The 14,900-nt window shown below is 45.9% G+C and carries 17 protein-coding genes; 4 read left to right on the top strand and 13 right to left on the bottom strand.

From position 1 onward, the window contains the following. Window positions 1-26 precede the first annotated feature (26 nt). From BM359_RS01895 to BM359_RS01875, 5 genes are read right to left on the bottom strand one after another with little or no spacing between them, the layout of a single operon-like run. The gene (locus BM359_RS01895) at window positions 27-980 is read right to left on the bottom strand and encodes a 5-oxoprolinase subunit C family protein (RefSeq protein WP_054487424.1); all 954 of its coding nucleotides are present in this window, start codon (window positions 978-980) and stop codon (window positions 27-29) included. Beyond that, window positions 977-1,702 (bottom strand): 5-oxoprolinase subunit PxpB, encoded by a 726-nt coding sequence (gene pxpB / locus BM359_RS01890; RefSeq protein ID WP_054487422.1) that lies wholly within the window; start codon window positions 1,700-1,702, stop codon window positions 977-979. Before pxpB ends, BM359_RS01895 begins: the two co-directional genes overlap by 4 nt. Continuing rightward, entirely contained in the window at window positions 1,695-2,459 is a 765-nt protein-coding gene (locus BM359_RS01885) for a 5-oxoprolinase subunit PxpA (protein ID WP_054487420.1), read from the bottom strand. Before BM359_RS01885 ends, pxpB begins: the two co-directional genes overlap by 8 nt. Continuing rightward, window positions 2,456-2,860, bottom strand: coding sequence for a hypothetical protein (locus BM359_RS01880; protein ID WP_054487419.1), 405 nt, complete (start codon window positions 2,858-2,860; stop codon window positions 2,456-2,458). Before BM359_RS01880 ends, BM359_RS01885 begins: the two co-directional genes overlap by 4 nt. Window positions 2,861-2,871: 11 nt before the next feature. After that, complete coding sequence (locus tag BM359_RS01875) at window positions 2,872-3,132, bottom strand: hypothetical protein (RefSeq protein ID WP_054487417.1); 261 nt, start codon at window positions 3,130-3,132, stop codon at window positions 2,872-2,874. 76 nt (window positions 3,133-3,208) lie between these two features. On the opposite strand from BM359_RS01875, the gene BM359_RS01870 reads away from it, so the two are divergent. Further along, window positions 3,209-3,664 carry a hypothetical protein gene (locus BM359_RS01870; protein ID WP_054487414.1) on the top strand — a complete coding sequence of 152 codons (456 nt, stop codon included), beginning with the start codon at window positions 3,209-3,211 and terminating at the stop codon, window positions 3,662-3,664. 14 nt (window positions 3,665-3,678) lie between these two features. Here the strand turns inward: BM359_RS01870 and BM359_RS01865 are convergent, their stop codons facing one another. The 5 genes from BM359_RS01865 to BM359_RS01845 form a co-directional block, all read right to left on the bottom strand. Then, a complete protein-coding gene (locus tag BM359_RS01865; protein WP_054487412.1) occupies window positions 3,679-4,449 on the bottom strand; it encodes an SDR family oxidoreductase in 771 nt (256 codons plus the stop codon). A 29-nt stretch (window positions 4,450-4,478) separates the two neighbouring features. Beyond that, window positions 4,479-5,564 (bottom strand): phosphotransferase family protein, encoded by a 1,086-nt coding sequence (locus tag BM359_RS01860; RefSeq protein ID WP_054487410.1) that lies wholly within the window; start codon window positions 5,562-5,564, stop codon window positions 4,479-4,481. After that, window positions 5,557-6,792: an acyl-CoA dehydrogenase family protein gene (locus tag BM359_RS01855; RefSeq protein WP_054487408.1), complete on the bottom strand. Its 1,236-nt coding sequence runs from the start codon at window positions 6,790-6,792 to the stop codon at window positions 5,557-5,559. The genes BM359_RS01860 and BM359_RS01855 overlap by 8 nt, the downstream gene beginning before the upstream one ends. Window positions 6,793-6,917: 125 nt before the next feature. Then, the gene (locus BM359_RS01850; protein ID WP_054487406.1) at window positions 6,918-7,973 is read right to left on the bottom strand and encodes an SIR2 family protein; all 1,056 of its coding nucleotides are present in this window, start codon (window positions 7,971-7,973) and stop codon (window positions 6,918-6,920) included. Window positions 7,974-8,024: 51 nt separating this feature from the next. Further along, a complete protein-coding gene (locus BM359_RS01845; RefSeq protein ID WP_054487404.1) occupies window positions 8,025-9,869 on the bottom strand; it encodes a hypothetical protein in 1,845 nt (614 codons plus the stop codon). Window positions 9,870-10,052: 183 nt separating this feature from the next. Between BM359_RS01845 and BM359_RS01840 the strand changes: the two genes are divergently transcribed. The 3 genes from BM359_RS01840 to BM359_RS01830 all read left to right on the top strand — a co-directional run bounded on the left by BM359_RS01840 (window position 10,053) and on the right by BM359_RS01830 (window position 12,560). Continuing rightward, the gene (locus BM359_RS01840) at window positions 10,053-10,772 is read left to right on the top strand and encodes a hypothetical protein (protein ID WP_054487402.1); all 720 of its coding nucleotides are present in this window, start codon (window positions 10,053-10,055) and stop codon (window positions 10,770-10,772) included. Continuing rightward, window positions 10,762-11,352 (top strand): hypothetical protein, encoded by a 591-nt coding sequence (locus BM359_RS01835; protein WP_054487400.1) that lies wholly within the window; start codon window positions 10,762-10,764, stop codon window positions 11,350-11,352. Before BM359_RS01840 ends, BM359_RS01835 begins: the two co-directional genes overlap by 11 nt. A gap of 92 nt (window positions 11,353-11,444) precedes the next feature. Beyond that, window positions 11,445-12,560, top strand: coding sequence for a DEAD/DEAH box helicase (locus BM359_RS01830; protein ID WP_054487398.1), 1,116 nt, complete (start codon window positions 11,445-11,447; stop codon window positions 12,558-12,560). 43 nt (window positions 12,561-12,603) lie between these two features. Here the strand turns inward: BM359_RS01830 and BM359_RS01825 are convergent, their stop codons facing one another. The 3 genes from BM359_RS01825 to BM359_RS01815 all read right to left on the bottom strand — a co-directional run bounded on the left by BM359_RS01825 (window position 12,604) and on the right by BM359_RS01815 (window position 14,815). Beyond that, window positions 12,604-13,596 (bottom strand): S41 family peptidase, encoded by a 993-nt coding sequence (locus tag BM359_RS01825; RefSeq protein ID WP_054487397.1) that lies wholly within the window; start codon window positions 13,594-13,596, stop codon window positions 12,604-12,606. Window positions 13,597-13,676: 80 nt separating this feature from the next. Beyond that, window positions 13,677-14,081, bottom strand: coding sequence for a hypothetical protein (locus BM359_RS01820; protein ID WP_054487394.1), 405 nt, complete (start codon window positions 14,079-14,081; stop codon window positions 13,677-13,679). Continuing rightward, on the bottom strand, window positions 14,081-14,815 hold the full coding sequence (locus BM359_RS01815) for an alpha/beta hydrolase (protein ID WP_143441129.1): 735 nt from the start codon (window positions 14,813-14,815) through the stop codon (window positions 14,081-14,083). Before BM359_RS01815 ends, BM359_RS01820 begins: the two co-directional genes overlap by 1 nt. Between the last annotated feature and the right edge of the window lie 85 nt (window positions 14,816-14,900).

The raw sequence follows: 14,900 nt of genomic DNA, 5'->3' as shown, positions 1-14,900 counted from the left end.
AATCAACACCGGATAAAATGAAGCGGTTATGATCGCAGGTTATCGCCTGCCTGACAAGTTAAGCGAACATTAAAAAACTGATAAAAACGGCGCAGTTGCTGCTGTGCAACTTTACCCTCAATGCGAGTAAAACGAACGGTCTGACCCGGTTGGCATTGCGCCAGCCGACCTAAATCGAACGGGTTAATGGTGCCCAGTTTGGGGTAGCCCCCTAAGGTCTGCCTGTCGTGCATCATAATAATGGGCTGGCCATTCGCTGGCACCTGTACAGACCCCACATTCACACCTTCAGATACCAGCCCCTCACCGTCATATTCCAACGCTTTTCCAGACAAGCGAATGCCCATACGGTCGCTGTCTTTAGTGACTTCATAATCTTCGTAGCAGAAAGTTTCTCTTGCAGACATGGGAAAAGCGTCGTACTGAAAGCCCGGTATTAAGCCAATAACCGGTGTCTTTTCATAATTCGGCCGGTAAGCCCAGCCAACACGGCGAGACATCTGCAATTCTTGCTGATTAAAACTAATCTCATCGCCCGCTTTTAAAGGAGAGCCGTCTCCATGCAGGCCACCCACTGCATCACGGGTAACGGTTGCACAGCTGCCCCACTTAGGTTCAACCTGAAACCCGCCCTGCACCGCTAAATACGCGCGAACACCGGCAGTAGCGTACCCCATTTTTAGCCGCTGACCAGCACGTACCTTAAAGTTCTGCCAGTTGTTTAGCGTTTCGCCGTCCAGTGTCAATTCAACACCAGCACCGGTTACCGCACACTGACAGTCACAGTCAAACTCTGCTTCAAAGCCACCCAAAGTAACTTCTATTTGTGCGGCATTAAAATCATTATTCAGTAGCCGGTTTGCCCATAAAAACGCATGCTCATCCATCGGTCCGCCCCGGGTCAGGCCTTTCGACAAATAGCCAAAGCGTCCAAAATCCTGAATGGCTGCGCGCATGCCCGGCTCTATAATACGCATCATGACAAAGTCTCCGTGTCGCCGCCGTCATCAACAAACTGCTCTTTGCTGACTGAGTAAAACTCCACTTCATCACCCACATTCAGCGGGCTGATGGTCCCGGAGGACGGGTCGTACAATTGCGTTGAAGTGCGGCCAATAATGTTCCAACCGCCGGGAGACGATGACGGATAAACTGCGGTCTGGCTTTCGGCAATAGCAACACTGCCTGCGGTAATTCGCTTTCTGGGGTTATCTAAACGGGGCGTTCTGATCTTCTCGTTAACCTCACCCAGGTAAGCAAACCCCGGCGCAAAGCCCATAGCGTACACACGATAGGTTTGCTCAGTATGGGCTTTGATCACATCATCCACTGAACAATTGTTTGTCTCTGCAATACGGGCTAAATCCGGCCCGACACTTTCGTCATAATAAACCGGAATACGATGATGCTTGCCGATCAGTTCTTGGTCATCGCTGGTTAAATCGCTTAGGGTTTTACGCAGGCGTTCGCGTATTTCCGGCTCATCGGTGCGCAGAACATCGTAATACACCATTAAAGAGTTATAGGACGGCACTAAGTCCAGCACCACGTCCGACAGTTGTTCTTCTACCGCTTTAACCGCTGCAAGAACCTGTTGGTTAACCGAAACGCTGATGCCCTCACCCAAATACACGATAACGGCATCGGCACCGGCAGAAACCAGTTTTGGAAAGTTAGACGCTTTACTCGCAGAGTTAGTCATAAGCTTTTCGGACGATATCCCGCAGTTTCTCCACTGTTTCTATCGCCTTTGGATTATCCCCGTGAACACAAAGAGAATCGATTTCAATTTGCAACGACTTACCAGATACACTCTCAATAGCACGACCGTTAGCAAAAGCTTCAGCTTGAGCATACATGGTTTCCGTATCACCATGCACGGCATCAGAATTGCTTCGTGAGCGCAGTTGCCCGTTGTCGTCATAAGCCCGGTCAGCAAAGCCTTCAAACCATAATTCGACATTAAATTTTTGTGCACGGTGGCGCCAGGCATCATTTTCAGGGGTTGCCATAACCATTAACGGCAAAGGTTCATGGCGGTCGTCCTGCAATGCAGCGATAGCTTCGCAGACCGCATCAAACTGCTGCCCGTCGCTCAGCATGTCATTATAAAGTGCTCCGTGCGGCTTCACGTAACTCACTTCAGTTTTCTGTCCGGCGCAAATGCCCTGCAGAGCGCCGACCTGGTATTGAATTAATGCCGTCACTTCGTCGGGTTTTAACTTCATGTGGCGTCGCCCGAAACCAACAAGATCAGGATACGCCGGGTGCGCTCCTATGGTCACATTATGCTGTTTTGCCAGCTTAACCGTTTTTAGCATGGTCAGGGGGTCTGACGCATGAAAACCACAAGCAACATTGGCGCAGTCAATGTGGGGCATGATCAAATCATCTGCCCCCATTGTCCAGGCACCAAAACTTTCTCCAATATCACTGTTTAGTGTAATTTGACGGCTCATTCCTTACCTTTTTCAGACTTTCTGGCTTCAATATCACCCATTAGCTTAGTTAACCCCACACCAAACAAGTACAAACCAATACCAACAGAAGCTAGCTGTAATGGCGGTAAACTTAGTACTATCAACTGGTGTTTAGCAAATACCGCAATTGCACCAATGAGTCCCATAGTCGTTATGGCACTGGCAACCAAGGTTACCGGCCCCATCCATGAGATAAGCGAGCGCAATCGAAGTAAGGCTCCCAGCCCACCAAGGACAAGCCCCCAGGCAATAGGAACTCCTAACTTGTACCAACTCAGATCAAAGTTCGCAATCAATGTAATCAGTTCTTCCTGCTCTGCAGTATAGAAAAATAAGCCGACTGCGCCTGCTAAAATAACAATTCGTTTTGCTATGTTCATTACTTAGATTCCTACATAAACAGACTGATAATAAAAAGGATAATTGCGATAACCGGAACCCAAAGAATTGGAGACTGATACCATTTTAACGTTGGCTTATCGGTGCGGTTCAGCGATTTTAAAGTCGGCTGCTTATAAAGCCAGATAATACCTATCAGCATCAGGACCGCACCCGACAGCCTGACATTAGTATCGTTGTCACTCACCACACCCAAAACAGCCATTAGCAGGCCTGCAATAAGAATCAGTAATGCCAAAACACGTTGCCACATACTTCCCCCAAGTCATTGTTCTTATATTTATTGTCTTTATACTAAGAACTTATACTGTATCAGGTTCTGGAGCCATATGTTAAAGCAAATTCTGCTCGGCGTGAGCGCTATTATTATTACTGTTATCGTCATTCTTGGTAGCGCTGTTATTTATCAGAAGACCACCATGCAACCTGACCTCCCCCACGAGGAAGACTGTGAAATACAGCAAATAGTAACAACCGACGACGGTTCTTTAGAAGCTCATAGCTACTGGTGTGAGCGTGGTAAAAATACGCAATGGAAAGGCTATGAAATTTGGTTACATGAGCCGCAGCCGGATAAATGGCAACGCATTATGACCACCGAACACGAAGGCTGCATTAAACTGGAATTGGCTGATCAGAAACTTGAGATAAACCACGACGGGAAACGCGGTGACATGTTTTTAGTCGAACCGGTATTTCTGTTTAACGATGCACAAGGCGTCAGCCAATCTCTGTCGGTTCAGGTTTCTACCCGTGGCGACGCCGTGTGCCCTGGCTCTGAGTAAAACGCTGGCTCGGATTAAGCCAGCTTTAACACCCATTTAAGCGGCAGACGTTTCATTAAGAACGCCATTAATGCCCAGGGCCAGTAAGGGACATAGGCTTTTACTGGCTCTTTATTAATGGCCTGCGCCAGCAGTCGGCAACCTGTCTCGGTATCCACCATAAAAGGCGTATTTTTCACTTTTTCATTAATTTCAGAGCGAATGTAGCCCGGATAAATGGTCGACACTTTAATTGGGCTGTTGCTGCCGTAGGTTTTCATTAAGTCCGCACGAATACCCTCGGTTAACGACGCCAAACCAGCCTTGGTTGCCGCATACACCGTCATGGCCCGTGGCATACCACGGAAAGCACTCATGGACGAAATAGTCACTAAATGCCCACCCTTTTGCTCGCGCAGAATTTCCATAGCCGCTTCACATTGCGCCAGCGCCGCTACAAAGTTGGTTTCTGCCGTGGCTTTGTTAGCCTCAAAGTAACCCGTACCTAACGCCGCGCCTTTGCCCATGCCCGCATTAATAATAAAGCGGTCAATGTGCCCCTGCTCTTGTTTAAATTCCTGAAACACACGGAATACGTCTTCGTGAGCATTTACGTCCAGCGTTTTAATGCTGACAGTTATGCCTGAGTGCTTGTCTTCCAGCTCGGTTTTTAGCGCTTCTAAGCGATCTAAACGGCGGGCGCACAGACATAAGTTTTTGCCTTCTGCAGCAAATTCGCGCGCCATGCCCTGCCCTAAGCCGGAGCTGGCACCCGTAATTAAAATGGTCTTCCGTTCTTGCGGCATTGTTGAGCTCTCTTTTTTATTATAATTAGTTAAGCTTTAGCGATACGGCGACGGCAGCGCCACAGCAAATAATTCACCAGGAACCAAAAGTTCTTAAAGGCTTTGTTATTGGTTTGCTTATGGTGGTACCGATAGTAAATTTGCTGCGCAATAACCGCCAAACGGAACAGACCAAACACCTCATAAAACGCAAAGTCTTCAACCTTGGTGCCCGTTCGTTCGCAATAGTAATCGATAATTTCTTTGCGCGTTAGCATGCCCGGATAATCACTCGGTTGGCGTTTAGTTGCGCGCGCCACTTTATCATCGCCCGCTTCTATCCAGTACGCCAGCGAGTTACCTAAGTCCATTAACGGGTTACCTAAGGTCGCCAGCTCCCAGTCCAGAATACCGATAATGTCAGTTGGGTCTTCCGGGTTGAGTATCAGGTTGTCCAGCCTAAAGTCATTATGAACAAGACAAATGGTTTCATTTTCAGGCTTATTTTCCTGCAACCAGCGCATGACCGAACCCGCACCGAACACATTCCAGGTTTTTGCTTTTTCGTAACGGCCACACCAACCATTCACCTGCCTGTCAGTATAGCCTTTACCTTTTGCAATTTTGCGTAGGCCAGTGCTGTCTAAATCTACCTGGTGCAGCTTTATCAGTTTATCCAGTGCATTCGTACATAGCTGCCGAGCCTGTTCAGAACTTAAGTCCAGCCCTTTTGGAAACTTCCGACGCGGGATAATACCGGTAATGTGCTCCATAACATAAAACTCAGCACCAATAACCGACTCGTCACGGCAATACGCCAACATTCTGGGTACGTGTGGAAACTCTGGTCTCAGTCGTTTTTGCAGGCGGAACTCACGACCCATGTCGTGGGCTGACTTGGCCTTTGTGCCATCTGGCGGGCGGCGCAAAACCAAAGCCAGACCGTTGTAATCTAATCGGTAAGTCCAGTTAGACACACCACCGGTATACTGAGTAATGCGTAGCGTACCCCGGTCTTCAGGCAGCTCATCACCAATATGCTCTGCCAACCAGTTATCTAATGCCTCAATTGGTAAGGTTTCTTCTTCGCGTACGTCACTCGCCTGGTCAACTACGGCGGATGAAGGATCAGTCATTGGTGCGCCCTTTCCATTGTTTTAATTCGTTTTTTGCAATAGTCGCACGGTGAACCGCATCGGGTCCATCGGCAATACGTAATGAACGGGCTACCGTCAGTAGCCCCGGTAACGGTGTGTCGTGACACATAGAAGCGCCACCAAACAGCTGCATGGTTTCATCCACCACTTTTTGCAGCACATTCGGTGCCACCAACTTAATAGCCGAGATTTCTTTAATGGCCTTCATGGCACCAACGTTGTCAATTTGCCAGGCCGCGTGCAGAGTCAGCAAGCGCGCTTGATCAATCGCCACACGTAAATCAGCTAAACGCTCGGTGTTACCGCCAAGTTTCATTAAGGGTTCACCAAAGGCAATGCGCGATACGCCACGCTCAATGAAAAGCTCCAGCGCCCGCTCTGCCGCGCCAATAGCCCGCATACAATGGTGAATACGCCCCGGCCCTAAACGCCCCTGGGCAATTTTAAAGCCAGCTCCGGGGCCGACAATAATGTTCTCTTTCGGAACGCGCACGTTGTCGAACACCACCTCGCCATGACCATAAGGCGCGTCGTACTCGCCTAACGCCGGCAGCATACGCTCTATGTTAACGCCCGGAGTGTTTAACGGTACCAGCACCATAGAGTGACGATGGTGCTTTTCAGCGTCTTCGTCGGTCAGCCCCATAACAATGGCAATTTCAGCGTCCGGGTGGCCTAAACCGGTACTCCACCACTTACGGCCGTTAATCACCCAGTCTGAACCGTCGGCAACAATGGTGGTTTGCATATTGGTGGCGTCGGAGGACGCGACATCGGGCTCTGTCATACAAAACACCGAGCGAATTTCGCCATTTAGAAGCGGTGTTAACCACTGCTCTTGCTGTGGGTCATCACCAAAATGATACAGCACTTCCATATTGCCCGTGTCGGGAGCATTGCAGTTGAAGACTTCCGGCGCTAACAGGCTTCGCCCCATGCGCTCGGCTAACGGTGCGTATTCCAGCGTCGTTAAGCCAGCACCCAGTTCGTCGTCGGGCAAAAACAAGTTCCAAAGCCCCTGCTCTTTCGCTAACTGCTTAAGCTCAGCCACTCGCGGCGGCACCTGCCACTCGCGCCAATTCGGCGTGCTGTTCAGCCGATAATTTTCTTTTTGATACTGGTTTTCATACGGCTCAATATGCTCGCGCATAAACGCATCTAGCCGCGCTAAGTAGTCCTTTGTTTTCGCACTGTAGGAAAAGTCCATAATGCCCGCTCCGAACGAATAGTTAACAGCATTGTAGACTTGAAAGTGTTGGTGGTACAACTGAAGGTTGCGAGCGAAAAAAAAGAATATGGTAAAACTTTATAATCAAAATAAGTCGACAAAAGTTAATTCATAAAATTAAAGTGGGCCTCCTCTAGGAAAGAGACCCTAAGATGATCTTTATGGCTCAACCTTCTAGACTTCACTAAGTCTTTAATGGTTTTAAAATATTCAGTCACTGATCCACTTTTGAATTTATAGTTGCTAAACTCAAAAAACTGATCGTACCTTTCTTTGGTAGAGCCATCTCCGTCTAAACAAATTACGTCTATAGATTTTAGGTGAGGAGCATCAACCACAGCTGCTTTTAACAAGTATTTAATATACGAATCAGCCTCAGGCAAAGAGTAACCGATAAAACGAATATGGTTTGCTTCCCTTAATACCTTGAAAGCATTTCTCCAGGTAGGAACGATGCTTGGATGAGTGCCTTTAGCCCATGTTGGCGGAACAATCTCATTTTCACTGACGCAACCGTGAAGTTTAGCTAAGTGAGCTAAGTTCCAGTCAGGATCATAAGATTTTTTCTCAAACGCAATTTTATTTTCCGATGTAAACCTACTATCTATAGCATCTGCAATGCTCTCTAGTACCATATCGTAATTGAGGCTTAGTACAGAGTATTTTGTACTAGAGTTAGGATCTTTTACCGCACAATACTTATATTTTTTATCCGAATTACTATTATCATTCTCAGATTTTTCAAAATTCAAATTCATTAAGTTAGCGACGAAGTAACCATATAGAGCAACAGCTTGATTTCTTCCGAATATAAAATCATACCAATTACCAGGAAACTCTTCTATATCACCGATTGCAGGTGTGTAATACTCGATAACGTCTTTAATGTAATCTATAAAGTCAGCATTTAACTTATTACCATCTAAAAAAACATTCATTTCTATGATAGATAATATCTCTTCAATATTAAAAAGATCACTACTGTAGTAGTTCTTTGTAACTGATATTTTATTTATAGTTTCAAATACCTGACTAAAGTGAGAGTATTTGTCTTTATCCGAAAAATAAAGATCTTTAGATTTAAACAAAAAATCACGCATTACAGGTATACCTAAAGGCGCTGAAAACCCAGCCCCTAAAATATAAACAACTTTATCCATTCTTTTTGTATCTCCCTTGCATCTTTTTATATTTCTATTTTTAAAGTTCTCTTATATATTCTTAGCAATCAAATCCGCTTTCAAAAGCCCGCCTTTGGTAAACAATTTGGCTGAAAATTTGGGGTTCCTGCGCGACTTATACGCCTCCAGTATTTTCTTCAGGCCAGCGGCTTCCAACAGTGAAATGTTCACTTCGGTATCCATTTCAGCAGACTCAACAAAGTCATTAGAAAAACTTGGCGCGACAATGAGTACTTGTGCGACTCGCTTACCAGCACCTTCGCAGCGGGTGACATAGGCTTTCACTTGTCGCGAGGTCGTGGAGTACTTTGCAAAGTCCCCCTTCTTAGAGGTTTTTGCTTCACCAATAATAATATCGTCCTCACTCAACGACAGCAGGATGTCAGCTTTGTCTTTGGCGGTATTGATGTCGCGTCGTAAATCTTCGTCAACCGTTAAGCCAAGCTCTTCGAATATGGCTTTGGTGACTTCTTCAAACTTAATACCTATGTCAGCCTCGGCTATCTCAATATTCTTCTGCTTCAGTGCTGCTAAGTCACGTTTTGCCAGGGCTTCGTAATTCTCTACCAGCTTATCTGTAGCATCGGCAAAGCTTTCAAGAATAACCTGCCGCGGGTCGCCTCTGCGCGTTATGCCCATGTCAGACTTCAGGCTCTTTACCTGCTCGTTCGACAGCATAAACAGGATGTCGTACGGCGTTATCGCAAGAGCACGAAGCTTCTCAACGTCTATGTCGTGATTAGGCTCAAGTTCGAACTCGTCCTTTAACATTTTCGGCAATTGCGGAAGATGCTGACTGAGCGTTGAAAACAGCGACTTATACCCTGTTGCCGATAAAATATTAAATTCATGCTCTGTCGAGGAGTTCAACGCGCCAATAATTAGCTTGCACCGCTCTTCCAGCGTTGTGCCAAGCTTATCGAGCGCAAGCTGCAAGTCATCAATAAGTGTTTTCAAACGCTCTTTTTTCTCAGTCACGCCCGACTGTTCACCGTGCATGTCGTCACTCAGAATTTGGCTGACTGATAAGCCCATTTTGAAAACGGTATCAATTTTTTCGTCACGACTGACACCACGAATACGTTTGTCGTGGCTTTTCAGGATATTGGAGAGCTCGGCGTCAGAGAATGTCCGCAAAATTCTTAGAAGATGCTTGTCTGCAAGCTCTTTAGATTGAATTCGGTGCAACAGCGCAACTATTTCATCGGGCACATAAACGGTCTGATGCTTCTTAGATACGAAAACAATGCCTATTTCACGTAGCTGATTCAGACAGTCAGAAACGCCTGTTTTGGGAATGGGATCGATTAAATGCTCAATGGCAACACGGTTGTCGGCCGTTACATCCAGTTTATGCGCAAGAACATTCAGTATTCCGCGTTCTTCATCGGTAATTTTACCTTCGCGGTTCGATCGCTCGTCATTATGCAGCGCTTCGTGCAGACAGGCGTAGTAAATGCCCAGGCGCTTCGGTTCGTCATAAACCTCTGTTTGTTCAGCTTCATCGAAAAGCGCTTTCAAGCTTTTAGCCTGAGCGTCAATTTGTTTCCACTCCTTTTCGTACAGCTGCTCTATCCAGGAAACACGCGCCACACAATTGCCGTCACGACTCAGAATATTGACCAAGAGAGCCGCTTGTGCGCCGCTGAGTGCTAGCTGAGACTTAACTTCTTTTTGGAATAACGGCTGGGCAAGTTTGAATAGTTGAGTAACTTCACCACTGGAAGCGTTTTTAATTTGACCATCAATATTCTTGAACTGCTTTGCCACTTGCTTATTGTGTGAGCTCGCTTCTGTGCATATGCGATCAAGAAAATTAATGAATTTAGACTTCTCAAACTGGTTAACGGTAGATAGAACATTGGAAAGTTTCATGACGCACCGTTCCTTGGCTAGGTTAATTATTCACCAGTTAAGTTACTCCTTTATAACAACATTGCAACCCAGGGTTACGAAACTGCTATTAGTTGAACTACATAGGCTACCTCTAAGAGCTAAGTCGCTAAATTTATAATATGATGTCTAAATTAATCGGTAACGCTTAAGAGAAAACCAATAATGGATGAGTTTATCGCGAACGGATTTACCAACTTAGTTGAGCACTATAAAAAATCAATGAATGTATTTCGTCCCTGTAGACCCGGTGGAGAAGTACTCGAACAGAATTTAGTCACCGCGTTTTTAATGGGATGTTTAAAAAAGCCGACAGAAGCTCACTGGGGGTTAGAAGTTCCATTTATGGGTGACTCAAAGGCGAAAGTGCATTCATCTGATAAAACTCCAGGTAATGATTTTTTTATTCTCAACAGCAAATCAATTCGTTCTAGAAAATGGAGAAACCATCTAGACGGCTTCATCTACGCTAATGAAACCCTCTATTTAATTGAAGCTAAGCGTGACTATCCCGCAACAGAGTTTTTAAAACAGATTAAAGCCGATTATGATCGCCTTCACTCAAAAGAGCTTGCTCTTAGTTTTCACTCAATGCTTAACCGACCGGATGTATATGACAAGCCATTTGGAAATATAAAACAGGTCAAGGCGGTATTACTTGCTGACACTTGGCGTCCGACCAACTTCAAGCTATGGGAAGATGCTTTTTACAAACCTAGAGGGCATAAGAGCGCTTATGACTTATCGTGGTTAAAGCCAATGCAAAGAAGAGCTTACGATTTAGGTTTTGAATCTTCTCAATCCGCTAGCGAGTCTTACTCCCTATTAATTGCTCAGACAGACGATCTGACGGGCAGCAGAGAGATCATTAATAATGGGCTTTGATTTATACACTGACTTTATAGAGCCTTTTTACGGTGAAAACACGCATTTATTGTCGTCGGTAAAAAGTCTCATACGAGAGCTAGAATTAAGTCAGGTTGACTACTGCTTTGTGGGTGATTTGCCATTTTCACTCTATTGCGTTCGGCAAATGACCACAGATTTGGATATTTTTATTGCAGAGCCACATTGGCACCTATTGGAGACGCGGCTGCCTAATACGAAAGCACAGAGCATCATTACTATTAACGAAAACGTCATCCCCTTTGGTGACCAAGAAGAATCCTTTCCTTTGACTATAAACCTAATAAAAGTATCAGCAAGTCAATGGCAAGAACTATCTTTAAAGCATACACTCAGCGCATTCAAGATAGATAATTTACCCGTTGTATCTGAGTGTAGCCTGATACCAATGGTGGCAATTCTTAAAAGTAAACTAAACCTCTCAGGTTCAAAATCTACGCACTTCGACGCACGGTTGATGCAAGCAAAAGAAAAGCGCGAAATGGGGAAAGTCGACTCTGGTTATGTAATGTCCTGGGGAGAACTTCAAGCCCTTAAGGAAAAAGCTCGAGAGCATTAAGTATTAATGGTTATAGCTTTAAATGAAATGCGGCAAGCGCGCCTTTCGGCTAGAATAACCACCCTAAACACCACAAAACTGCACACAATTACATGACTTTTTCTGATCTCGGACTTTCCACGGAAATGCTTACCGCCCTTTCACGTCAGGGTTATAGCGAACCTACGCCCATTCAGGCGCAGGCTATTCCTTTGGTGCTTGCAGGGAAAGATGTCATGGCGGCGGCGCAAACGGGTACAGGCAAAACAGCAGGCTTTACGGTGCCTATTTTAGAACTTCTGAAAGGTAAGGAGCGTGCCAAGGCAAACACAGCGCGTGTGCTTATTTTAACGCCAACTCGCGAATTAGCAGCTCAGGTGGGTGAAAACGTTGCGAACTTAAGCGCGGGTCTGCCGTTAAATTACGCGGTGGCGTTCGGTGGTGTGAAAATTAATCCGCAAATGATGAAGCTTCGCAAAGGCGTGGATATTCTGGTGGCAACACCAGGACGCTTATTGGACTTATACAAACAAAACGCGATTCGTTTCCCCAAGTTTGAAGTGCTGGTGCTGGATGAAGCCGACCGCATGCTCGACATGGGTTTTATTCACGACATTAAGAACATTATTAAGTTACTGGCACCTAAGCGCCAAACGCTTCTGTTCTCAGCGACGTTTTCCAATGACATTCGTGCGTTGGCTAAAGGCTTGCTTAAAAGCCCGGTCGAAATTTCGGTAGCACCAACTAACGCCACTGCCGAGCCTATTGAGCAAACGTTGTATGAAGTACAAAAAAGCCAAAAACTGGGGCTGTTATTAAAGCTGCTGAAAAGCCTCGACTTACCCCAAGTCCTTGTGTTTTCACGCACCAAGCAAGGGGCTAACCGATTAGTTAAACAACTGGATAAAGCCGGCTTCTCGGCAGCGGCTATTCACAGCGCCAAAAGTCAGGGCGCCCGTACTAAAGCGTTGGCTGACTTTAAAAGTGGCAAGGTACAAGTGCTTATCGCAACCGATATTGTCGCGCGTGGCATTGATATTGAAAAGCTGCCGTACGTGATCAATTACGACCTCCCTCATGTTGCGGAAGACTACGTCCACCGAATTGGCCGAACCGGTAGAGCTGGCCAGGCAGGTCATGCTATATCATTGGTAACGGACGAGGACATTGCGGCGCTGAAATCCATTGAGGAACTTATTGGCCAGCCGATTGAGCAGTGCGAGCTGTAAGGCATTGCCGACGTCGAACTTACTGGAACGACGCCGGCATCGATTAAAGATCAGAGCGGGTAGTTTTGCTACTTAACTCATGAGCATGATCTAAAGCATCCATAGCCGGTACTTCAATATCCGGAATAATTCCGGTGCGCTCCCAGTTTTTCCCGGTTGTCGTTATTATCGGTTTAAATAGTGAAATACGAAACGCAAGCGTGTCAGTAATTCGGCGTACTCCTACATAAAAACCGGCACTGGCGGTGGTGTCACCAACCAGTACGGCCTTTGAATTTGCCTGTAAAGCACCGGCGAAAATTTCAGAAGCACTAGCTGTATTGCGACTGGTTAATACCCAAACCGGAAAATCACCGCGAAAGCCTTGGTGAGCTGCCGTATCAGATGCTGAAATCTCTGCAGTCTTCTCGTTTGCAGAATCCAGCACATACCAAAGAGGCGTTTCGTCGGGCAAAAAATAGCTCAACATGTACTGAACTAAATCGGGCGAACCGCCAACGGTATCTCGTAAATCAATGATGATGCCGTCGCTGTGCTCCAGAAAGTTAAAAGCTGCGTCAACAGAGTCTCTGGCCTGCCTGTCCGGCGAAAACTTATTAAACTTCAAATAGCCAACGTTACCGCTTAGGTAACGCACTTCCTCAAACCCATAGTTATTGGTTAACTTCCCTTCTTTATGGGTCAATATATGAGTGATTTCTTCGTCTGGGTTAACGGTATACAAACTAAGGTGGTTATCGCCTGTAACCGCTCGTAAATCTTGTCCCAGTACGTGCGCGAAGTCATCAAGAGAGGTCAGCGAATCGTACTGTCCCAACTCCAGCTTGTTTAGAAATAACGCCCTTAACTCGGGAACTACGTCCGGTTCTATGTAGTTGTCCTGCATAACATCGAACGTTTTAGTCATCAGCTGGCGAACCTGTTCTGGCGGCAGGTTGTTCTCATCTGCCTGAGAAATTTCCGAATTCGACAGGAGAGAAATAAGCAAAAGTAGCAGAGCAATGAGTCTGCACGGTTTAAGTAAAATAATTTTCATGCGTTTACCTTTAAAAATCCATTAGTAAGGACTGGCTTTAACCAGTCCGACATTCGTTATTCGTTTAGGAACTAATGGATTCAGATAAAGGCGTTCTTGATTTTGAATTGTATGCCAACGTCTTTCCACCCGGATAGGTGAAAACGACTTGATGGCTTTATTAAAAACCAGTCAGTAAGAATGGGTTCAGTGAGCAAATAAATATTAGCAACGAGCACGCTGAACTTAGTTTCATCAACACGCTCAAACTGCCAATTTGCCGATTGTTTATGGTGTTCAAATTGACTAGCGCTTGAGTGTGGCGAAATTGAGACAACCGCATCGTCACTTACCTCAGACGTAACGAATGTATCGGCTACAACGAACTGAGTATTTGTTGTCGAGTCAGGGTTACTGAAGAACAGCCAGCAGAACACACACAGCATTACTGCCGTAGTTGTGATTTTTAAAGCCTGAAAAGCGTGTTTCTTGGCTTCATCAACCATTAAAGCTTCTCACACCCCAGTCCTTTTACATAGCTATCCACAGCGCTGTTAATTTCATCTTTAAGCCACGCAGGCCCGTAGTCCGTCATATCGTTATGCCGGGACTTTGGTATTTTTTTAACGCATATACCGTATTTCTCGTTCTCTTGCTGTGAAGGCAACACCCCGTCGTCTGCAGGGTAATCGCTGCCGCGAATTGAGAGCACACCAATATCCTTATTGCGGGGAAGCGGAACGCGGCGGTGGTCAATCGTAATGACAATTTCTATGTAGTCCTTGCCTTCATTCGCAAGCCAGGACGAGATATCGCCGCCGTTTGAATGGCCAATCAGCAGCAAGTCATTAAAATTGTAGTTTGGGTAAGTTGGCTCGAGGTTGTGCTTAACGAAATCCAGCGTACTAGCTCCCCTGCTCCAGTTTTCGCTTCTGGTTTCATAAAGATCACCCGATACAGACAGCGGAGGATCGCTCTCTAATTCATGCCCAATAGCCACAACCATATAACCCAACTGGTTTAGCTGCTTCGACAAAAAAGTGTACTTGGTATGCGATACGCCATAACCCGCACTAAGAAAGGCTACCCGACACTTTCGTTCTTTACCGCACTGCTCTTTAGAAGTGGGATGTGAGATCTCTATCGGAATATGTCTGTCTCTGGATTCATCGTAAACCGTGTTTTCGGCAAAGCCCAATGAGCTGAACAATAAGCTGGTGAGTAACATGAGGAATTTCAAATTATAGTCCTTTACGATTTGATTTTGTATTGCTCTAACTTTACTACGACTGGCTATCAATGTCGGATTTTCGATTAAAGTAAGT

Origin of the sequence: Idiomarina abyssalis (genome assembly GCF_900116625.1) — a bacterium.
Taxonomy (GTDB): domain Bacteria; phylum Pseudomonadota; class Gammaproteobacteria; order Enterobacterales; family Alteromonadaceae; genus Idiomarina; species Idiomarina abyssalis.
This window is presented reverse-complemented; position numbering and strand designations above follow the sequence as displayed.